Annotated in this window: 12 protein-coding genes and 1 pseudogene; all 13 read right to left on the reverse strand. The window is 61.8% G+C overall.

The features are described 5' to 3' along the window. Positions 1 to 52 precede the first annotated feature (52 nt). The 13 genes and pseudogenes from AC07VY_RS15140 to AC07VY_RS15200 all read right to left on the reverse strand — a co-directional run bounded on the left by AC07VY_RS15140 (position 53) and on the right by AC07VY_RS15200 (position 15,238). Positions 53 to 961 carry a proline dehydrogenase family protein gene (locus AC07VY_RS15140; protein ID WP_495097840.1) on the reverse strand — a complete coding sequence of 303 codons (909 nt, stop codon included), beginning with the start codon at positions 959 to 961 and terminating at the stop codon, positions 53 to 55. A 1,192-nt stretch (positions 962 to 2,153) separates the two neighbouring features. Next, the gene (locus AC07VY_RS15145; protein ID WP_495097841.1) at positions 2,154 to 2,381 is read right to left on the reverse strand and encodes a helix-turn-helix domain-containing protein; all 228 of its coding nucleotides are present in this window, start codon (positions 2,379 to 2,381) and stop codon (positions 2,154 to 2,156) included. A gap of 234 nt (positions 2,382 to 2,615) precedes the next feature. After that, complete coding sequence (locus tag AC07VY_RS15150) at positions 2,616 to 4,178, reverse strand: methyl-accepting chemotaxis protein (RefSeq protein WP_495097842.1); 1,563 nt, start codon at positions 4,176 to 4,178, stop codon at positions 2,616 to 2,618. Between the two features lie 83 nt (positions 4,179 to 4,261). Further along, positions 4,262 to 4,516: pseudogene (locus AC07VY_RS15155) on the reverse strand (porin); the annotation flags it as partial. Positions 4,517 to 4,603: 87 nt separating this feature from the next. Continuing rightward, positions 4,604 to 8,200, reverse strand: coding sequence for a hydantoinase B/oxoprolinase family protein (locus AC07VY_RS15160; RefSeq protein ID WP_495097843.1), 3,597 nt, complete (start codon positions 8,198 to 8,200; stop codon positions 4,604 to 4,606). Positions 8,201 to 8,254: 54 nt separating this feature from the next. Continuing rightward, a complete protein-coding gene (locus AC07VY_RS15165) occupies positions 8,255 to 8,806 on the reverse strand; it encodes a hypothetical protein (protein ID WP_495097844.1) in 552 nt (183 codons plus the stop codon). Positions 8,807 to 8,815: 9 nt separating this feature from the next. Then, entirely contained in the window at positions 8,816 to 9,790 is a 975-nt protein-coding gene (locus tag AC07VY_RS15170) for a TRAP transporter substrate-binding protein (protein ID WP_495097845.1), read from the reverse strand. A 46-nt stretch (positions 9,791 to 9,836) separates the two neighbouring features. Further along, positions 9,837 to 10,604: a putative hydro-lyase gene (locus tag AC07VY_RS15175; RefSeq protein WP_495097846.1), complete on the reverse strand. Its 768-nt coding sequence runs from the start codon at positions 10,602 to 10,604 to the stop codon at positions 9,837 to 9,839. Between the two features lie 29 nt (positions 10,605 to 10,633). Further along, positions 10,634 to 11,338 (reverse strand): ABC transporter ATP-binding protein, encoded by a 705-nt coding sequence (locus AC07VY_RS15180; protein WP_116604079.1) that lies wholly within the window; start codon positions 11,336 to 11,338, stop codon positions 10,634 to 10,636. A 1-nt stretch (position 11,339) separates the two neighbouring features. Beyond that, positions 11,340 to 12,050 carry an ABC transporter ATP-binding protein gene (locus AC07VY_RS15185; RefSeq protein ID WP_495097847.1) on the reverse strand — a complete coding sequence of 237 codons (711 nt, stop codon included), beginning with the start codon at positions 12,048 to 12,050 and terminating at the stop codon, positions 11,340 to 11,342. Next, positions 12,047 to 13,063: a branched-chain amino acid ABC transporter permease gene (locus AC07VY_RS15190; RefSeq protein ID WP_495097848.1), complete on the reverse strand. Its 1,017-nt coding sequence runs from the start codon at positions 13,061 to 13,063 to the stop codon at positions 12,047 to 12,049. The genes AC07VY_RS15185 and AC07VY_RS15190 overlap by 4 nt, the downstream gene beginning before the upstream one ends. 5 nt (positions 13,064 to 13,068) lie before the next feature. After that, positions 13,069 to 13,938: a branched-chain amino acid ABC transporter permease gene (locus tag AC07VY_RS15195; RefSeq protein ID WP_495097849.1), complete on the reverse strand. Its 870-nt coding sequence runs from the start codon at positions 13,936 to 13,938 to the stop codon at positions 13,069 to 13,071. A gap of 34 nt (positions 13,939 to 13,972) precedes the next feature. After that, entirely contained in the window at positions 13,973 to 15,238 is a 1,266-nt protein-coding gene (locus AC07VY_RS15200; RefSeq protein WP_495097850.1) for an ABC transporter substrate-binding protein, read from the reverse strand. Positions 15,239 to 15,386: the final 148 nt, after the last annotated feature.

Genomic DNA, 15,386 nt, shown 5'->3' on the forward strand with positions numbered 1-15,386 from the left:
CTGCGTAGTCAAGAATAGGACGACGCAACGCGGCGATAGCCCACGCTACACGTCAGACACCGAACACGGCTCGAGCCACATGCCCGGCGATGCGCGGGTTCTCCTTCATCCGCCGAGTACTGTAGCCGTACCAGTCCTTCCCATAGGGCACATAAATACGCACCTGGAAACCCATGCCCAGCAACCTGTCACGCAAGGGTTCACACACACCGAGCAGCATCTGAAACTCGAACTTCGCGGAATCTATGCCCCTGCCGCGTGCCAGGGCGACGATCTGCTCCACCAGAACGGCATCGTGCGTGGCGGCCCCCACGAAGACGCCCGTGTCAAAGCAGCGCGTGACGTGGGCCAGGAAATGCGGATTGATGGCACTTCTGTCGCGTAAAGCCTCGTCCACCAGGTGTGATCGCTCCTCCAGATAAATGCCTTTACATATGCGTAGGCTATTTCCGTGGCGCAGCAGTAGCTCGATGTCTTGGTAGGTGCGCCGCAAGTAGGCTTGCAGAGCCAAGCTGACATTGCTGTAACGCGCTTTGATTTGCGAGAACAGGTCGATTTCCATCTGGGTGCAACTGACATCTTCCATATCGATGCAAACGGCAGTCCGGTGGTGCGCGGCGGATTCCACGATGTGCGTCAGCCTCCGCTCACACGCTGGCTTGTCCAATAGCAAGCCCAGTGCGGTTGGCTTCACGGAAATGGTGGCGTCTAACCCGTGATCGTGAATTGCTTCCAGCAAGTGCTGGTATTCGCAGGCGGTGTTGTCGGCTTGCTGCAAGGTGGAGACGGTCTCGCCAAGTACATCGACCGTGACGCTGAAGCCTTGTGCATTGAGCTGGTGGATGCGCACCACCGCCTGGGCGAGGTCGTCACCAGCGATGTAACGTCGGGAGATTTTTTGAACGAGTGCGCGCGGGATCCACGGGATGGTATGCGCCACCAGGGTATTTATTAACTGCATGTAGGTATCCAAGATAAATAACAGGATGCCTCAATCGGTCCGATGTGATAAATCGGAGGAATATGAACGAGACAAAAGTGCCTGCGGGAGCACAGTCCAGCAGGCATGCAGCAGGCTGGGTCGCGCGCACTTCAGTGAAATGCGGCAACGACAGCCATGTGCATTCAGTTATTTGTCAGTGGAGGCCAGGCGGCGCGATGCATGCGGTTTTCTCGGGTGGCTGCGGATCTGATGCGCTTGCTCGGCCATGGCGAGATCTCAGGGCATCAGCTGGAACACTAGGCCCAGTGTATCCCGAGCTGCACGTCGGTCGAGATATCAATATCACGACGTCAAATGCTCGCATGACGGAGAAACGAGGTTTTCATACACGAACGCCAGGAGTCGCACCATGACACGCGTATGGCTCTCTATCTGTCTGCCATTGACCCGAAGACTTAAGATTGGAGGCGGTAGTTCGTGCAACCGCTGTCCAGTGAAATGACGACGCCTTGACAACTCTCATCCGGCATTTCCTTTCGGCCGCGCCCGAAAATAAGGCTACTTGGGCAAGCACGCAGCACAACCCCACACCAATAACTCCCGCCTCGCCAGCGATCGAACCCTTATCGGCGTACGAACTCGGCCGGGCTCATGACCTAAATATAGAGCGTCCAATCCGAACGCCGAGACGCTCGTGAGACGGTTTCTCCAACCGGTGGGAGCCACTACTGACAACTCGTCGGAATCTTCGCGTTGCCCCTCCGGTTGGCCACGAGGGCGAGTACGCTGTGCTCTACGCCGCAAGTGCGCTGCCGACCGTTGCCATCAAGTGTGGCGTGCTCAGGACTGACATTTCCAGTGCGAACAGCAAGCTTCGCTATCTGTAACTCGGATGACCAGCAGCACGTAAATGTAAGTGCGATGGCGTTGTGCGCTCTTGTAGAGCCAACGCAGATACCATGGAAGCATACCCGTGTCGCGGGTCACCATAAGTGAGCCGCATGCTCATACCCTACGCCATCAAATATGATGGCCTTTCTCATTCCAACGCTGCGAATAGCACATTGAATACCTAAAAACCCGTCAATTCAACCGCAAGTCGAAGAAAGCATGCGTGTTCCCCCAAAAAGGAAACATAAGCGTTCCGACGCGGAAGAGTTATGGGTCCAGTGACACATGCGCATGAAGCACTAATTTCCACCTGTTTCCCTCAAAGACCTGACCGACTTCTACGCGTACGGATGGGCGGCGGAGCGCTACCCTGCTCTTTGACCCGGCTCTCCACCTCATTCCGCTTCATGAACTCCTGCAGGCTGTAGTCCAGCCCTTCCGCGAGTCTGAGCAACACGCTGATGATCGGTTGCTTGCAGGCCGCCTCGATGAGCGAGATGTACGGCCACTCCAAATCACAGCGCCCAGCCAAGTCCTCCTGGCTCATTTGCAGAGCCAAACGTCGGGCTTTGTGATCTCAGTGGCCAGGGCCCGCATGAGCGTCTGGTTCTTGCTGGGTCGCATCGGCCACGACTGTTGCAAGACGCTATACTTTTGACACATGTCTATAGATAGCCAAATCACATTGCGGAAGCTTTTCCCATTGACGGGCACGAGGAAGGTATCCACCCAACACCGCGCTTGAATATACCTGTTACTGTATCGTGCGCGAATTCACCGACTACAGCTGGAAGGTTGCCAGTGCGGCCGCTAGATGCATAGTCTGTTCCTTCAGAGCGTCGGCCGCCGCTGCGCTTTGCTCCACCAGGGTCGCGTTCTGTTGAGTCATATGGTCTAGCTCAGTGACTGACGCATTCACCTCGGCGATTCCCGCCGACTGCTGCGAGCTGGCACTAGTGATGTCGCCAATGATGGCAGACACACTGTGTACCGAGCCCACGATCTCGCCCATGGTGCGGCCGGCATCGCCCACCAGGCGCATGCCAGAGTCCACGCGCTCCACCGATGCGCCAATCAGGGTCTTGATCTCCTTGGCAGCCTGGGCCGAACGTTGGGCCAGGTTGCGCACCTCGCTGGCCACCACCGCAAAGCCGCGACCCTGCTCTCCCGCCCGGGCGGCTTCGACCGCAGCATTCAACGCCAGGATGTTGGTTTGAAATGCAATGCCATCGATCACACCGATGATGTCGGCAATCTTTTGCGAACTGCGATTGATTTCGTCCATGGTGGTTACCACTTCGGCCACCACCACGCCGCCACGCGTCGCCACGTGGGCCGCCGTGGTGGCCAGTTGGTTGGCTCGCTGGGCCGCATCGGCAGAGTTCTGCACCGTCGCGGTCAATTGCTCCAGCGACGCCGCCGCCTGCTGCAAATTGCTGGCCGTGTGCTCGGTACGCTGGCTCAGGTCGAGGTTGCCCGAGGCAATCTCGCTGCTGGCGGTGGAGATGCTGTCGGTCGACAAGCGAATGCCCCCCACCAAAGTTCGTAGGGAGGCCACCATACCCTCCAGGCTGTGCAAGAGGCTGCCCTCGGGTGCATGCCGTAACGACACCGACAAATCCCCCTTCGCTATCCGTGCCATGGCCCACTGGCCCTCTGCGGGATCTCCCCCCAGCTGCACCTGCACAGACCGGTTCACCCACCAGGCGACCGCCCCCACCAGCGCAATCACCAGAGCCCCCAGCAGCACCGAACCCACGATCTGCTGGCGCACCACGCTCTGGATATCGTCCATGTAGAGGCCGGAACCGATCATCCAGTCCCAGCCCTTGAGCTGCATCACATACTGCAGCTTGGGCACCGGCTCGGTACCGCCCGGCCGGGGAAAGTTGGTATCCACAAAAGCCCGCCCATCCGGAGCGGCACGGGAAGCCCGGATCATGTTCACCACAATCATTGCGCCAGTGCCGTCCTTCACCGCCTCGGACCGCTGCTTGCCGGCCCATTCGGGCTTGAAGGGGTGCATCACGTTGACACCCTCCATGGCCCAGATGTAGAAGTATTCGCGCTTGCCGTCGGCCCCGCCAAAACGGGCTTCGCGGATGGCACTGATTGCAGCAGCCTGGGCCTGGGCTTTGTCCATGCCGCCACTCTCCGCCTTGGCTTGGTAGGCAGCAGCAATCTGGTAGACCGACTCGACCGACGCCTGCAACAGATCACGACGGCTTTGGGCCGCGTCGCGCCCGGCGGAAATAGCCTGGGCCAAGGTCAATGCGGCCAGACCCGCGATAGCGATGATGGCCAGTGCAGCAATGCGCTGCCGGAATGTGAGTTTGAAGTTCATGGGATCTTCCAAAATGTGCACACTAGGACGGGGCTGGATGAAGGACATAGCCCAGCATCCAGCATCACAAAATCCACCCGCGCTTAAAACGCGTGGCATATGCCCAGACTCACGGCCTTGTTGCCGGAACCAGCTTCGATCGCGCTGCCCACGGTGTAGGCAGCGCCGTTCTTGTTGCTGATCTTGGCAAACGATGCATACAGATCAGTACGCGTGGACAAGGCATAGCGGTAGCCCAGCGCCCACTGCGAAGCGTCCTGGTTGAACTCGGTCTTGTCGTCCTTGTGGATGTACGACGCCAGGATGGTGTGGTTGCCCAGCGGGATGGTGGCCCCCACGGAGAACCCTGCAAGCATGGCGTGCCGCCAGCACCTGCCGCTGCCAGCCCGGAGCTCGCACAGCCCCAGGGCAGCATAGCGGCACCCTCACACGGCCCCAAACCCACCGCCGCCCGGCGTGTGGATCTCGAACACATCGCCCTGCGCCATCTCTGCCTGGCCGATGTGGCCGAGTTCCTCGACCCGGCCATCGGCGCGCACCACCCGGTTCAGCCCCACCTGGCCGGGCTGGCCGCCGGCCATGCCGAAGGCGCCGTGGACCCGGCCGTTGCTGAGGATGCTGGCCGTCATGGGTTCCAGAAACTGGACCCGGCGCACACCGCCGTTGCCGCCCTGCCAGCGGCCGGCGCCGCCCGAGCCCGGCTGGATCTCGAAGCTGTTCAGCCGCACCGGGAAGCGGAACTCGAACACCTCGGGGTCGGTGAGGCGCGAATTGGTCATGTGCGTCTGGACCACGCTGGTGCCGTCGAAACCCTCGCCCGCACCGCTGCCGCCGCTGATGGTTTCGTAGTACTGGTGCTGCGCATTGCCGAAGGTGAAGTTGTTCATGGTGCACTGCCCGCCAGCCAGCACACCCAGCGCGCCGAACAGCGCATTGGTGATGCAGGTCGAGGTCTCCACATTGCCCGCCACCACGGAGGCCGGCGGGTTCGGGTTCAGCATCGAGCCGGGCGGGATGATCACGTTCAGCGGCTTCAGGCAGCCAGCGTTCAGCGGAATATCGTCGTCCACCAGGGTACGGAACACATAGAGCACGGCCGCCATGCACACGGCCGTGGGTGCGTTGAAGTTGTTGGTCTGCTGCGGGCTGGTGCCGGTGAAGTCCACCTCGGCGCTGCGATTCGCGGCATCGACGCGGATCGCCACCTGGATCTGCGCACCGTTGTCCAGCGGCAGGCTGAACTGGCCATCCTTCAGGCGCGAGATCACGCGGCGCACGGATTCTTCGGCGTTGTCCTGCACATGGCGCATATAGGCCTGCACCACGGGCAGGCTGTACTGTTCGACCATGCGGCGCAGCTCTTGCACGCCTTTCTCGTTGGCGGCGATCTGGGCGCGCATATCGGCCAGGTTCTGTGCCGGATTGCGGCTGGGGAATTCGCCGCTTTGCAGCAGCGCCACCATCTCGGCTTCGCGCAACACGCCGCCGTCGACCAGCTTGAAGTTATTGATCTGCACGCCCTCTTCCTCGATGCGGGTGGAGAACGGCGGCATCGAGCCCGGCGTGGTGCCACCGATGTCGGCATGGTGGCCGCGGCTGCCCACATAGAAGGCCACTTTGCCGTCCAGATACACCGGGGTGATCACCGTCACATCCGGCAGGTGCGTGCCGCCGTGGTAGGGGTCGTTCAGCGCATACACATCGCCGGGCTGCATGCTGCCGGCGTTCTCGCGCATCACGGTCTTGATGCTTTCGCCCATGGATCCCAGGTGCACCGGCATGTGCGGCGCGTTGGCGATCAGGTTGCCATCGGCGTCGAACAGCGCGCAGCTGAAGTCCAGCCGCTCCTTGATGTTCACCGAGTAGGCGGTGTTCTGCAGCTGCAGGCCCATCTGCTCGGCGATGTTCATGAACAAGTTGTTAAACACCTCCAGCAGCACCGGGTCCACCGTGGTACCTGCTGCGAATTTAATAGCACGCTGTGCAGTCCGCTCCAGCGTCAAGTGGTCAAACACCGTCACAGTGGCGGTCCAGCCGGGCTCGACCACGGTGGTGGCGTTCTTCTCGGCGATGATGGCCGGGCCGGGTATCTGGTCGCCGGGCCGCAGGTCTTCGCGCACCACCAGCAGTGCGCCGTGCCACTGGCCGCCCGAGTACATACGCACCGTCTCGCGACTCGGTACGGGGCGCGGGTCGTGCACGGTGTGGCGGGGTTCGGCCGGTGCGTCGCCGGCCACCACGGATTCCACCGACACGGCTTCCACCACCAGGGACTTGCCCTGCATCAGGAAGGCGAAGCGCTGGCGGTAGGCCTCTTCAAAGCCGGCCTGTATCTGCGCCACCGAGCCGAAGGCCACTATCAAGGCGGTGTCGCTGCCGTCATAGCGCACATGCACGCGGCGCTGCGTGGCGATGGCGCCAGCGCTGACCTGCTGGCGCTGCAGCTCGGCCTCGGCGGCGCCGGCCAGCACTTCGAGCCGGGCGGTGATACTGAGCAGGTTCGATTCGTCCAGCGCCAGCTCCACAGCCTGCTCGCGGATCACGTTCTGGTCGGCCAGGCCCATGCCGTAGGCGCTGAGCACGCCGGCCAGCGGATGCACGAAGACCTTGGTCATGCCCAGCGCGTCGGCCACCAAACACGCATGCTGGCCGCCGGCGCCGCCAAAGCACTGCAGGGTGTAGCGCGTCACGTCATAGCCGCGCGCCACGGATATCTTCTTGATGGCATTGGCCATCTGCTGCACGGCGATGTCGATGAAGCCCTCGGCCACTTCCTCGGACTGCCGGCCGGTCTGGTCGGCCAGCACGGCGAACTGGGCCTGCACCGCATGCAGACTCAGCGCCTCATTGGCGTTCGGGCCAAACACCTTGGGGAAGTAGCGCGGCTGCACCTTGCCCAGCATCACATTCGCATCGGTCACCGCCAGCGTGCCGCCGCGCCGGTAACTGGCTGGGCCGGGATTGGCGCCCGCGCTCTGCGGGCCGACGCGAAAGCGCTCGCCGTCGAACTTCAGCAGCGAGCCGCCGCCGGCCGCTACCGTGTGGATACTCATCATCGGCGCGCGCATGCGCACGCCGGCCACCTGGGTTTCAAACTCACGCTCGAAGGCGCCGGCGTAGTGGCTGACATCGGTGCTGGTGCCGCCCATGTCAAAGCCGATCACCCACTCATGCCCGGCAATCGCGGCGGTGCGCGCCATGCCGACGATGCCGCCGGCCGGGCCGCTGAGGATCGCGTCCTTGCCCTGGAACACGTTCGCATCGGTCAGCCCGCCCGAGGACTGCATGAAGAACAGCTTCACGCCCGGCATCTCGTACGCCACCTGCTCCACATAGCGGCGCAGGATGGGCGACAGATAGGCATCGACCACCGTGGTATCGCCGCGGCTGACGAACTTCATCATGGGGCTGGTTTCGTGCGAGGTGCTGATCTGGGTGAAGCCGATCTCGGCCGCGATGTGCTTGGCCGCCTGCTCGTGCAGGGTGAAGCGGTAGCCGTGCATGAATACGATCGCAACGCTGCGCAGCCCTTTTGCATATTGCGCCAGCAGCTCCTGTTTCAATAGCACCTCGTCCAGAGCCTCGACCAGCTCGCCCTGGGCGCCGACGCGCTCATGGGCTTCGATCACCGCGCTGTACAGCAGCTCGGGCAGCACGATGTTGCGGTCGAACAGGCGCGGCCGGTTCTGGTAGGCGATGCGCAGTGCGTCGCGGAAGCCGCGGGTGGTGACCAGCAGAGTCGGCTCGCCGCGGCGCTCCAGCAGCGCATTGGTGGCCACGGTGGTGCCCATCTTCACGCACTCCACCCGCTCCGGCGTCACCGGCTCGCCAGGCTGCAGGCCCAGCAGGTGGCGGATGCCGGCCACGGCCGCGTCCCTGTACTGCTCGGGGTTTTCGCTGAGCAGCTTGTGGGTGGTCAACGAGCCGTCGGGGCGCTTGGCCACAATGTCGGTGAACGTGCCACCGCGATCGATCCAGAATTGCCAACGGTCGCCGCCCGGTTTGGAAATATTGTCTTGCATGGTTATTTCAATCAAAAGTTAAACGTACACAATCAGCCCATTGCAGGGCGGCTCTCAATGGGCCAAGGAAACGCGTTCCCTCCCAATAAATGCGAACACAGGACTCAATTCGTCCAAACCCGGCGCGCCGCCCAAGACCTGGGAGGCGGAACACCAGGGGTGCGGCAGGCCAGCCACCCAGTCCAGAACCGGCCGCTGCATATGCGCGGGCAAGGACTGCATGCTCTCAATAGTGATCAACAGGCTGTCCACCAACTGCGTGGCAGGACCAAATCGCCAGTCGTAGCGGCCGCAGCCCACGCGTACTGCACGACTGTCCTTTTCAGTCATTGCCACAAGCCAGTCACAGTGAAAGCTGCTGCAGTAGCCGCCAGGGGCCTGCCCCAGGCACACTGTGTAGACGTTTTCGTAGCGTTGCGCGAAGCTGCGCACCAGCACGTCGGCAATGGCATCGCACCCCCGTGTCACCAAGGGAAAGGCCATGCCCGAAGTCTGAACATCCATGGTCAGCATCGCGTCCTCCACAAAGGCCGCTGCGAGCAGATGGGGGCGGTTGCCATCTTTGGCGCGCAGGTATGCGGCAATAGCGTCAGCAGGTTTTTTCATACGCAGAGTTCAGTTGAAGTAATACGGCACAAAGATGGCGCTTGCCTCATGGCCGATGGCGTGCACCCATTCCCGGGAAAATCGCTCGCCCATGCGCTGCAAGTCACGTTCAATTTCGACCGACAGGCGGTCCAGCCTCATACCGTTGGCTTGCAGCGTCTGCGCGGCTCTATGGGCCTCGGCCTCACTCAGGGCCCAGCCCCGACGCTCAGCTGCGGCCGCAGCCTTGAGCAGCTGGGACTGCAGCTCGGGCGACAAGGCGTTGTAGCTCTTGGTGTTTACAAACACCAGGTTCTTCGGATACCAAGCATGGATGTCATAGTAGTAGCGCATGCCGCCCCACACCTTGTTCTCCACCCCTGTCACGGCCGAAGTAATCATGGTGTCCACCCGGCCGTCCTGCACGGCCTGACCCACCTCCGCCATGGGCAGTTCCACTGCTTGGGCCCCCACCATCTCGGCGATACGCTGCGTGGTCTGGTTATAGGTGCGCATCTTCATGCCGCGCAAGTCGCCCAGCGACCGGAGCGGCCGATTGGTATACAGACCCTGGGGCGGCCAAGGCACGGCGTACAGCACGGTCAAGCCACGTTTCGCCAGCTTGGCGCTCAGCACCGGGCGCTGCAGCTGCCACAAGCGTCGTGCGTCCTGGTAGGAGCCGACCACGAACGGAACCGCGTCGGCCCCAGTCAGCGGAATATCCTGCACCATACCGGTCATGATGGTTTCACCGACCTGGGCACGACCGTCTTCCACGGCCTGACGTATTTCGCCCAGCTTGAACAGACGTCCATCCGGCGTCAGCACCACCTTCAGCTGGTGCTGACTGACCAGCTCCACGTCGCGGGCGAACTGGGCCAGATTCTGCGTCTGGAACGAGTCCGCGCGGTAGCCAGAGGCCAGCTTCCACGTCGTTTGCGCCTGCGCCAAGCTGCAGCAGCTGGCAGCAAGAGCGCATGCGGCGGCGACCCAGACATGTTTCATACGGGTTCCATCGGTAAAAGAGGAGGACGGATGTATGTGCTGGCGCTCAACCGAGAATGTCGGTAACGAACATCTTGCCCGGCGCGTGGGTGATGCATAGCGACAGACGGCTGGACTGGGCCACGGCCTGAGGTGTGACGCCGCAGGCCCAGAACACCGGTGTTTCGTCAGGCAATATCTCAACCGCATCGCCATAGTCCGGCTTCGACAGATCGGCAATGCCAATGGTATGTGGATTGCCTACATGCACCGGCGTGCCATGGGCCAACGGAAAACGTCCCGACACCTCGACCACCTTGGCCACATCGCGGCTCTTAATGGGCCGCATGCTCACCACCATAGGCCCCTGAAATACGCCGGCCGGCGCACAAGCCATGTTGGTACGGAACATGGTCACATTGCACCCCTGCTCCACATGCCTGAGCGGTATGCCCGCCTGCATGACCGCCGACTCGAAGGAGAAGCTGCAGCCGATTAGGAAGGTAACGAAATCGTCCTGCCACAACGCCGCGATATCAGTGCGCTCTTCGACAAATTCGCCGTCCCGGTACACGCGATAGCCGGGCAGGTCGGTAGCGAGGTTCGCCCCAGGGGCGCACAGCGGCTCCATCTGGCCTGGCTGCAGCACTTCCACCAGAGGGCAAGGCTTGGGATTGCGCTGGCAGAACAGCAAGAAGTCGAAGGCCTGAGCCTGCGGCACGATCATCATATTGGCCTGAATGAATCCGGGTGCACAGCCCGCGGTGGGGTGCGTGAATTGGCCGCTGCGGCCCGCCAGCCGCAGCTCGGAAGGAGTGTTAAATGGGGTGTTCATGGCTGTCTTGAGAATGAAATGAATGGTGTTCAAAGCCCGAGGTAGGCCTTCTTGACGCGCTCGTCGTTCAACAGCTCCTGGCCCGTGCCCTGCATCACGATGCGGCCGGTCTGGATCACGTAGCCGTAGTGGGCAATGCCCAGGGCCTTCTGCAAGTTTTGCTCCACCAGCAGGATGGATACGCCGGTCTGGTTGACCTGCTGGATCACGTCCAGTACCTTGGTCACGAACTTGGGAGCGATGCCCCAGGATGGCTCGTCCAGCATCAGCAGCTTGGGGCGGGCCATCAGACCGCGGGCGATGGCCAGCATCTGCTGTTCGCCGCCGCTCATGGTGCCGGCCAGCTGCGTGGCACGCTCCTTGAGGATGGGGAACAGGTCCAGCATTTCCGCGATGCCGCTCTTCACCTCGTGCTTGTCCAGCCGGGTGAAGGCGCCCAGCTCCAGGTTGCGCAGCACCGTCAGCCCGGGGAACAGGCGCCGGCCCTCGGGCACCAGCGACAAGCCCAGGGGCACGCGCTTGTGCGCCGGCATGCGGTGGATGGCCTGGCCGTTGAAACTGATACTGCCAGCGGCCGCGGCGTTCAAGCCCGCTACAGCCCGTAAGGTGGTGGACTTGCCGTTGCCGTTGCCGCCGACCATGGCAACGATCTTGCCGGGCTCGACCTTCAGGCTGACATCGGAGATGGCCAGAACGTCGTCGTAGCAGACTTTCAGATTGGTGATTTCTAGCATCTCAGTCTCCCAGGTAGGCGGTCAGCACCGCAGGGTCGTTGGACACCTGCTGCGGCGTGCCTTCGGCGATCTTCACGCCCCGGTCCAGCACCACGATCTTGTCGGCAATCGGCATGATGCCTTCCAGCACATGTTCGACGATCAGACAGGCGATGCCGCGGTCGCGGATCTTCAGCACCACGTCGACGGCCTCGCGCACTTCGGACGGGTTCAAGCCCGCCATCACCTCGTCCATCAGCAGGATCTTCGGCTCGATGGCCAGCGCCCGGGCCACGGCCAGGCGGCGCTGCTCGCTGATGGTCATGCTGGCGGCCGGCTTGTCGGCAAAACGCTGGAGATTGGCAAACGCCAGCCAGCCCATGGCCGCTGTGCGCGCCTTGGCCACGTCGTGCTGCAGCAGCATGGCGGCCGCCATCACGTTCTCGCAGGCCGTCATGCTGGTGAAGGTGCGCGCCACCTGGAAAGTGCGTGCCACGCCGGCCCGGGCGCAGGCCTCGGGCGGCAGGCCACCGATACTGTGGCCATCCAGCTGGATGCTTCCCGCGCTGGGCACGTAGTAGCCGGCCACGCAGTTGAACATGGTGGTCTTGCCTGCACCGTTGGGGCCGATCAGGCCGACCACGGTGCCCGCATCCACGCTGAACGATACGTCCTGGTTGGCGGTGAGCCCGCCGAAGCGCTTGCTCACCTGCTTGACTTCCAGCAAGCTCATACGGCCTCCTTGCCGGTAGGTTGTGCCGTGGCCGCATGGGCGGCGATCTGGCGGGATGCGTCGGCCCGTGCGGCGCGGCGCTCTTTGAAGCTGGTCCACCAGCCGAGGATGCCCGTGGGGTAAAACACCGCCACAAAGATGATCAGGCTGGCGTAGATGATCACGTCGGTACCGCGCCCGCTGCCGCCAAACAGGATGCGCGAGAACTCTTCGATACCGATCAAGATCACCGCACCGACCACCGGACCTAACAAGGTACCGACACCACCCAGAATGGACACCAGAGCCATCTTGATCGACAGCGCCGTGCTCAGCACCGAGCCAGGGTCGATGTACAGCTCTTTCTGGGCGTACAAGCTGCCGCCCAGCGCAGTGAAGAACGCGCTGACTGACAAGGCCACCTGCTTGTAGCGGGCGATGTTGATGCCGATGCTGCGCGCGGCATCCGGCTCGTCCTTGATGGCGCGGAAGTAGTAGCCCAGGTAGCTGCGCTCTATCCACCAGTTGGCCGCCAGTGTCAGCAACAGCAGCCCCAACGCCAGCCAGTAGTAGGGCAACTTGGTGGCGAAGTTCATCCACAAGAGACCCTGCTTGTCCATGGGTACATACAGGCCCACGGCGCCACCGCCGAATTCCCACTCAGTAAAGAATATTTGCACCAGCTCGGCAACAGCAATGGTGGCCATCGCAAAGTAGTGGCCCTTGAGGCGGAAGCACGACCAGCCGAAAGCCAGACTCAACAGTGCGGCCACCAACCCACCGGCCAATACGCCGAGCCAAGGATTGACCCCGAAGTTGATCAGCAGCACCGTCGAGGTGTAAGCCCCCAACCCGTAGAAAGCTGCATGGCCCAACGATACCTGGCCGGCGTAGCCGCCGACCATGTTCCAGGCCACGCCTGCCTGCGCAGCCATCAGTACCAGGATCAAGGTATTCAGATGCGAGGCATCGACCACCGAAGGCAAGACCAGCGCGGCGGCGGCCAAGACGGCAGAAAGAAGAATGTATTTCATGTGCTTTATGCCTTCTTGCCCATCAGGCCTTGTGGGCGGAACATCAGTACGCCCAGAAACAGCACCAGCACGATGGCGGTCTTGTACTGCGGGCCGAGCAGGAGCCCGCCCATGACCTCGATCACCCCCACCAGAATGCCGGCCCAGAAGGCGCCCGACACGCTGCCGAAGCCGCCCAGGTTCACCACCACGAATGCCAACAGAATGAAGCTGGCGCCTACGTCAGGGAAGATCGGGAAGAAGGTTGCCAGCAGGCCGCCCGCCGCCCCTGCACAGGCCGCACCAATGCCCCAGGCCAGCGCAAACATCTTGTGCGAGTCGATGCCCATCAGGCGCGCAGCTTCCTTGTCGGACGCCGTAGCCTCCAGCGCTGCGCCCAGACGGGTGCGGTTCAGAAAGAAGTAGACCAGACCGGTCACCACGATCGCGCCCAGCCCCGCCACCAGCTGTGGCCTGCCCAACTGCAGGCCCAGCAGCTTGACCGAGCCGCTAACGGCCGAGTTCTCGATCGAGCGGAAGTCGGGCTTCCAGAGAAACTGGGCCACGCCGCGCAGCAGGATCATGATGCCGAAGGTGGTGAAGATTTGCGACAGCATGGGTGCGTTGATGATGCGCACGATCACCAGCTTGTACAACAGTATGCCAAACGCAAACAGCATGATCACCGTTAGAGGTAGGGTGATCATCGGGTCCAGTGCGTACAGCGAGAACAGCCAGAAGGTCGAGTACATGCCGAGCATGAGGAACTCGCCGTGTGCAAAGTTAACGATATCCATGACGCCAAAAATCATCGTCAAGCCAATCGCCACCAGCGCATAGATCAGTCCGATCAGCACGCCCGAGGCGAGCGTCTGTAGCAGAATTTCCGTGGTCATATTTTTCTTTCAACGCTGAATAAGAAAAGAAGACTTATTTGCGTTGATCCCACTTGGGCATGGGCCACACCACCTCGCGCGATGCCAGGGTGAATGGCCACACCGTGTTGTACTTGCCGTCGATGATCTGCGCCAGGATGCCCTGTCCCAGTACGTTCTGCCCAGTGGCATCGAACTTCACGCCCTTCCAAGGCATGATCAACTTGCCGCCAGGGATATCGGTCGCCGCCAGCGCCTTGCGTATGGCGTCGGGTTCGGTTGAGCCCGCTCGGTTGATGGCGTCGGCCATCACCAACAATCCGGTGAAGGTACGCGAAGAATTACCGGTGAAATTCACCTTGTAGCGGCTGTTGTACAGGTCGTTGACTTGCTTGATCAGCGGATTGCGCGCTGCTAGGTCGAGCGCCCAGACCTCGCGGGTGATGACATAGTCAGCATCCTTGCCCAGGGTCTTCACAAAGTCGGTATCGGTAAAGCCAGCGTTGTTGGCCAGAATCATGTCGGGCAGAAAACCAAGCTCCTTATAAGTCTTCATCGACAGGATGGCGTCGGCGGTATAGGACGACTGCAGCACCAAGTTCGGGTTGGCCGCCTTGAGGGTTTGCACCTCCGAAGTCAGCTGCGTGGTCTTGGCCGGATAGGCAATCTGCTTGGCCAGGTTGAGCTTGTATTCGCCCGCCAGCTTGGTCTGGAGTTTGGTGGTCTCGGTGCCCCACAGCCCGTTTTCATTCAGCGATGCCACCACGCCCGGCTTGATGCCCTTTTTGGCTTCCAGCTCCTTCAGGAATTCAAAGGCGTTGTGTACAAACAAGTCGTCATTCGGCGTAATGCGAAAGAACCACTTGAAGTTGCGCTGCGTAAGCGAAGTCGATGACGACTCGGGGTTCAGAAAGGGAATGCCCGCGCGCTCCGCGACCTGGCTGGCCGTGGCCGTCACTGCGCTGTTGTAGGCACCGACCAAGGCCACGACTTTCTCCTGCGTGATCAAGCGCTCGGCCTCGGATGCGCCAACCTGCGGATTGGCCTGGTGGTCGGCAAACACCAGCTTGATCTTGGCGCCCTTCAGGTTGGGCAACCCCTTGCCGGCGGAGAACGGTAAATCGGGCACGCCCGGTGCGCCGTTGTTGACGATGTCGGCCGCCAGCTCCAGCGCGTTGCGCAGCTCTCCACCCACGGCAGCCCCTGGCCCGGTGAGGGGGTAGATCACGCCGATTTTGACCTCTTGCTGGGCCTGTGCCCCCATGGCAATGCCAGCCCCCGTCAGGGCAGCGGCAATGCGGACTTTCCATGAAACTTGCATTTTGAATTCCTCGTGAAACATGACAACCAGATGAATTGCGGCGAAGTGTGCTGCGCTGGTTCAATCAAATCAAACAAGAAATTTTTTACTTAGTTCATCGATTTTTCCGATGCTACGTGTTTACCCTAGCGCACTATTTCAGCCCCCT

This window comes from Rhodoferax sp. GW821-FHT02C08 (genome assembly GCF_059421805.1).

Bases quoted from the DNA above. Each gene is read 5' to 3' on its own strand.
- AC07VY_RS15140 (WP_495097840.1), bottom strand. From the start codon at position 961: ATGCAGTTAATAAATACCCTGGTGGCGCATACCATCCCGTGGATCCCG.
- AC07VY_RS15145 (WP_495097841.1), bottom strand. From the start codon at position 2,381: ATGAGCCAGGAGGACTTGGCTGGGCGCTGTGATTTGGAGTGGCCGTAC.
- AC07VY_RS15150 (WP_495097842.1), bottom strand. From the start codon at position 4,178: ATGAACTTCAAACTCACATTCCGGCAGCGCATTGCTGCACTGGCCATC.
- AC07VY_RS15160 (WP_495097843.1), bottom strand. From the start codon at position 8,200: ATGCAAGACAATATTTCCAAACCGGGCGGCGACCGTTGGCAATTCTGG.
- AC07VY_RS15165 (WP_495097844.1), bottom strand. From the start codon at position 8,806: ATGAAAAAACCTGCTGACGCTATTGCCGCATACCTGCGCGCCAAAGAT.
- AC07VY_RS15170 (WP_495097845.1), bottom strand. From the start codon at position 9,790: ATGAAACATGTCTGGGTCGCCGCCGCATGCGCTCTTGCTGCCAGCTGC.
- AC07VY_RS15175 (WP_495097846.1), bottom strand. From the start codon at position 10,604: ATGAACACCCCATTTAACACTCCTTCCGAGCTGCGGCTGGCGGGCCGC.
- AC07VY_RS15180 (WP_116604079.1), bottom strand. From the start codon at position 11,338: ATGCTAGAAATCACCAATCTGAAAGTCTGCTACGACGACGTTCTGGCC.
- AC07VY_RS15185 (WP_495097847.1), bottom strand. From the start codon at position 12,050: ATGAGCTTGCTGGAAGTCAAGCAGGTGAGCAAGCGCTTCGGCGGGCTC.
- AC07VY_RS15190 (WP_495097848.1), bottom strand. From the start codon at position 13,063: ATGAAATACATTCTTCTTTCTGCCGTCTTGGCCGCCGCCGCGCTGGTC.
- AC07VY_RS15195 (WP_495097849.1), bottom strand. From the start codon at position 13,938: ATGACCACGGAAATTCTGCTACAGACGCTCGCCTCGGGCGTGCTGATC.
- AC07VY_RS15200 (WP_495097850.1), bottom strand. From the start codon at position 15,238: ATGCAAGTTTCATGGAAAGTCCGCATTGCCGCTGCCCTGACGGGGGCT.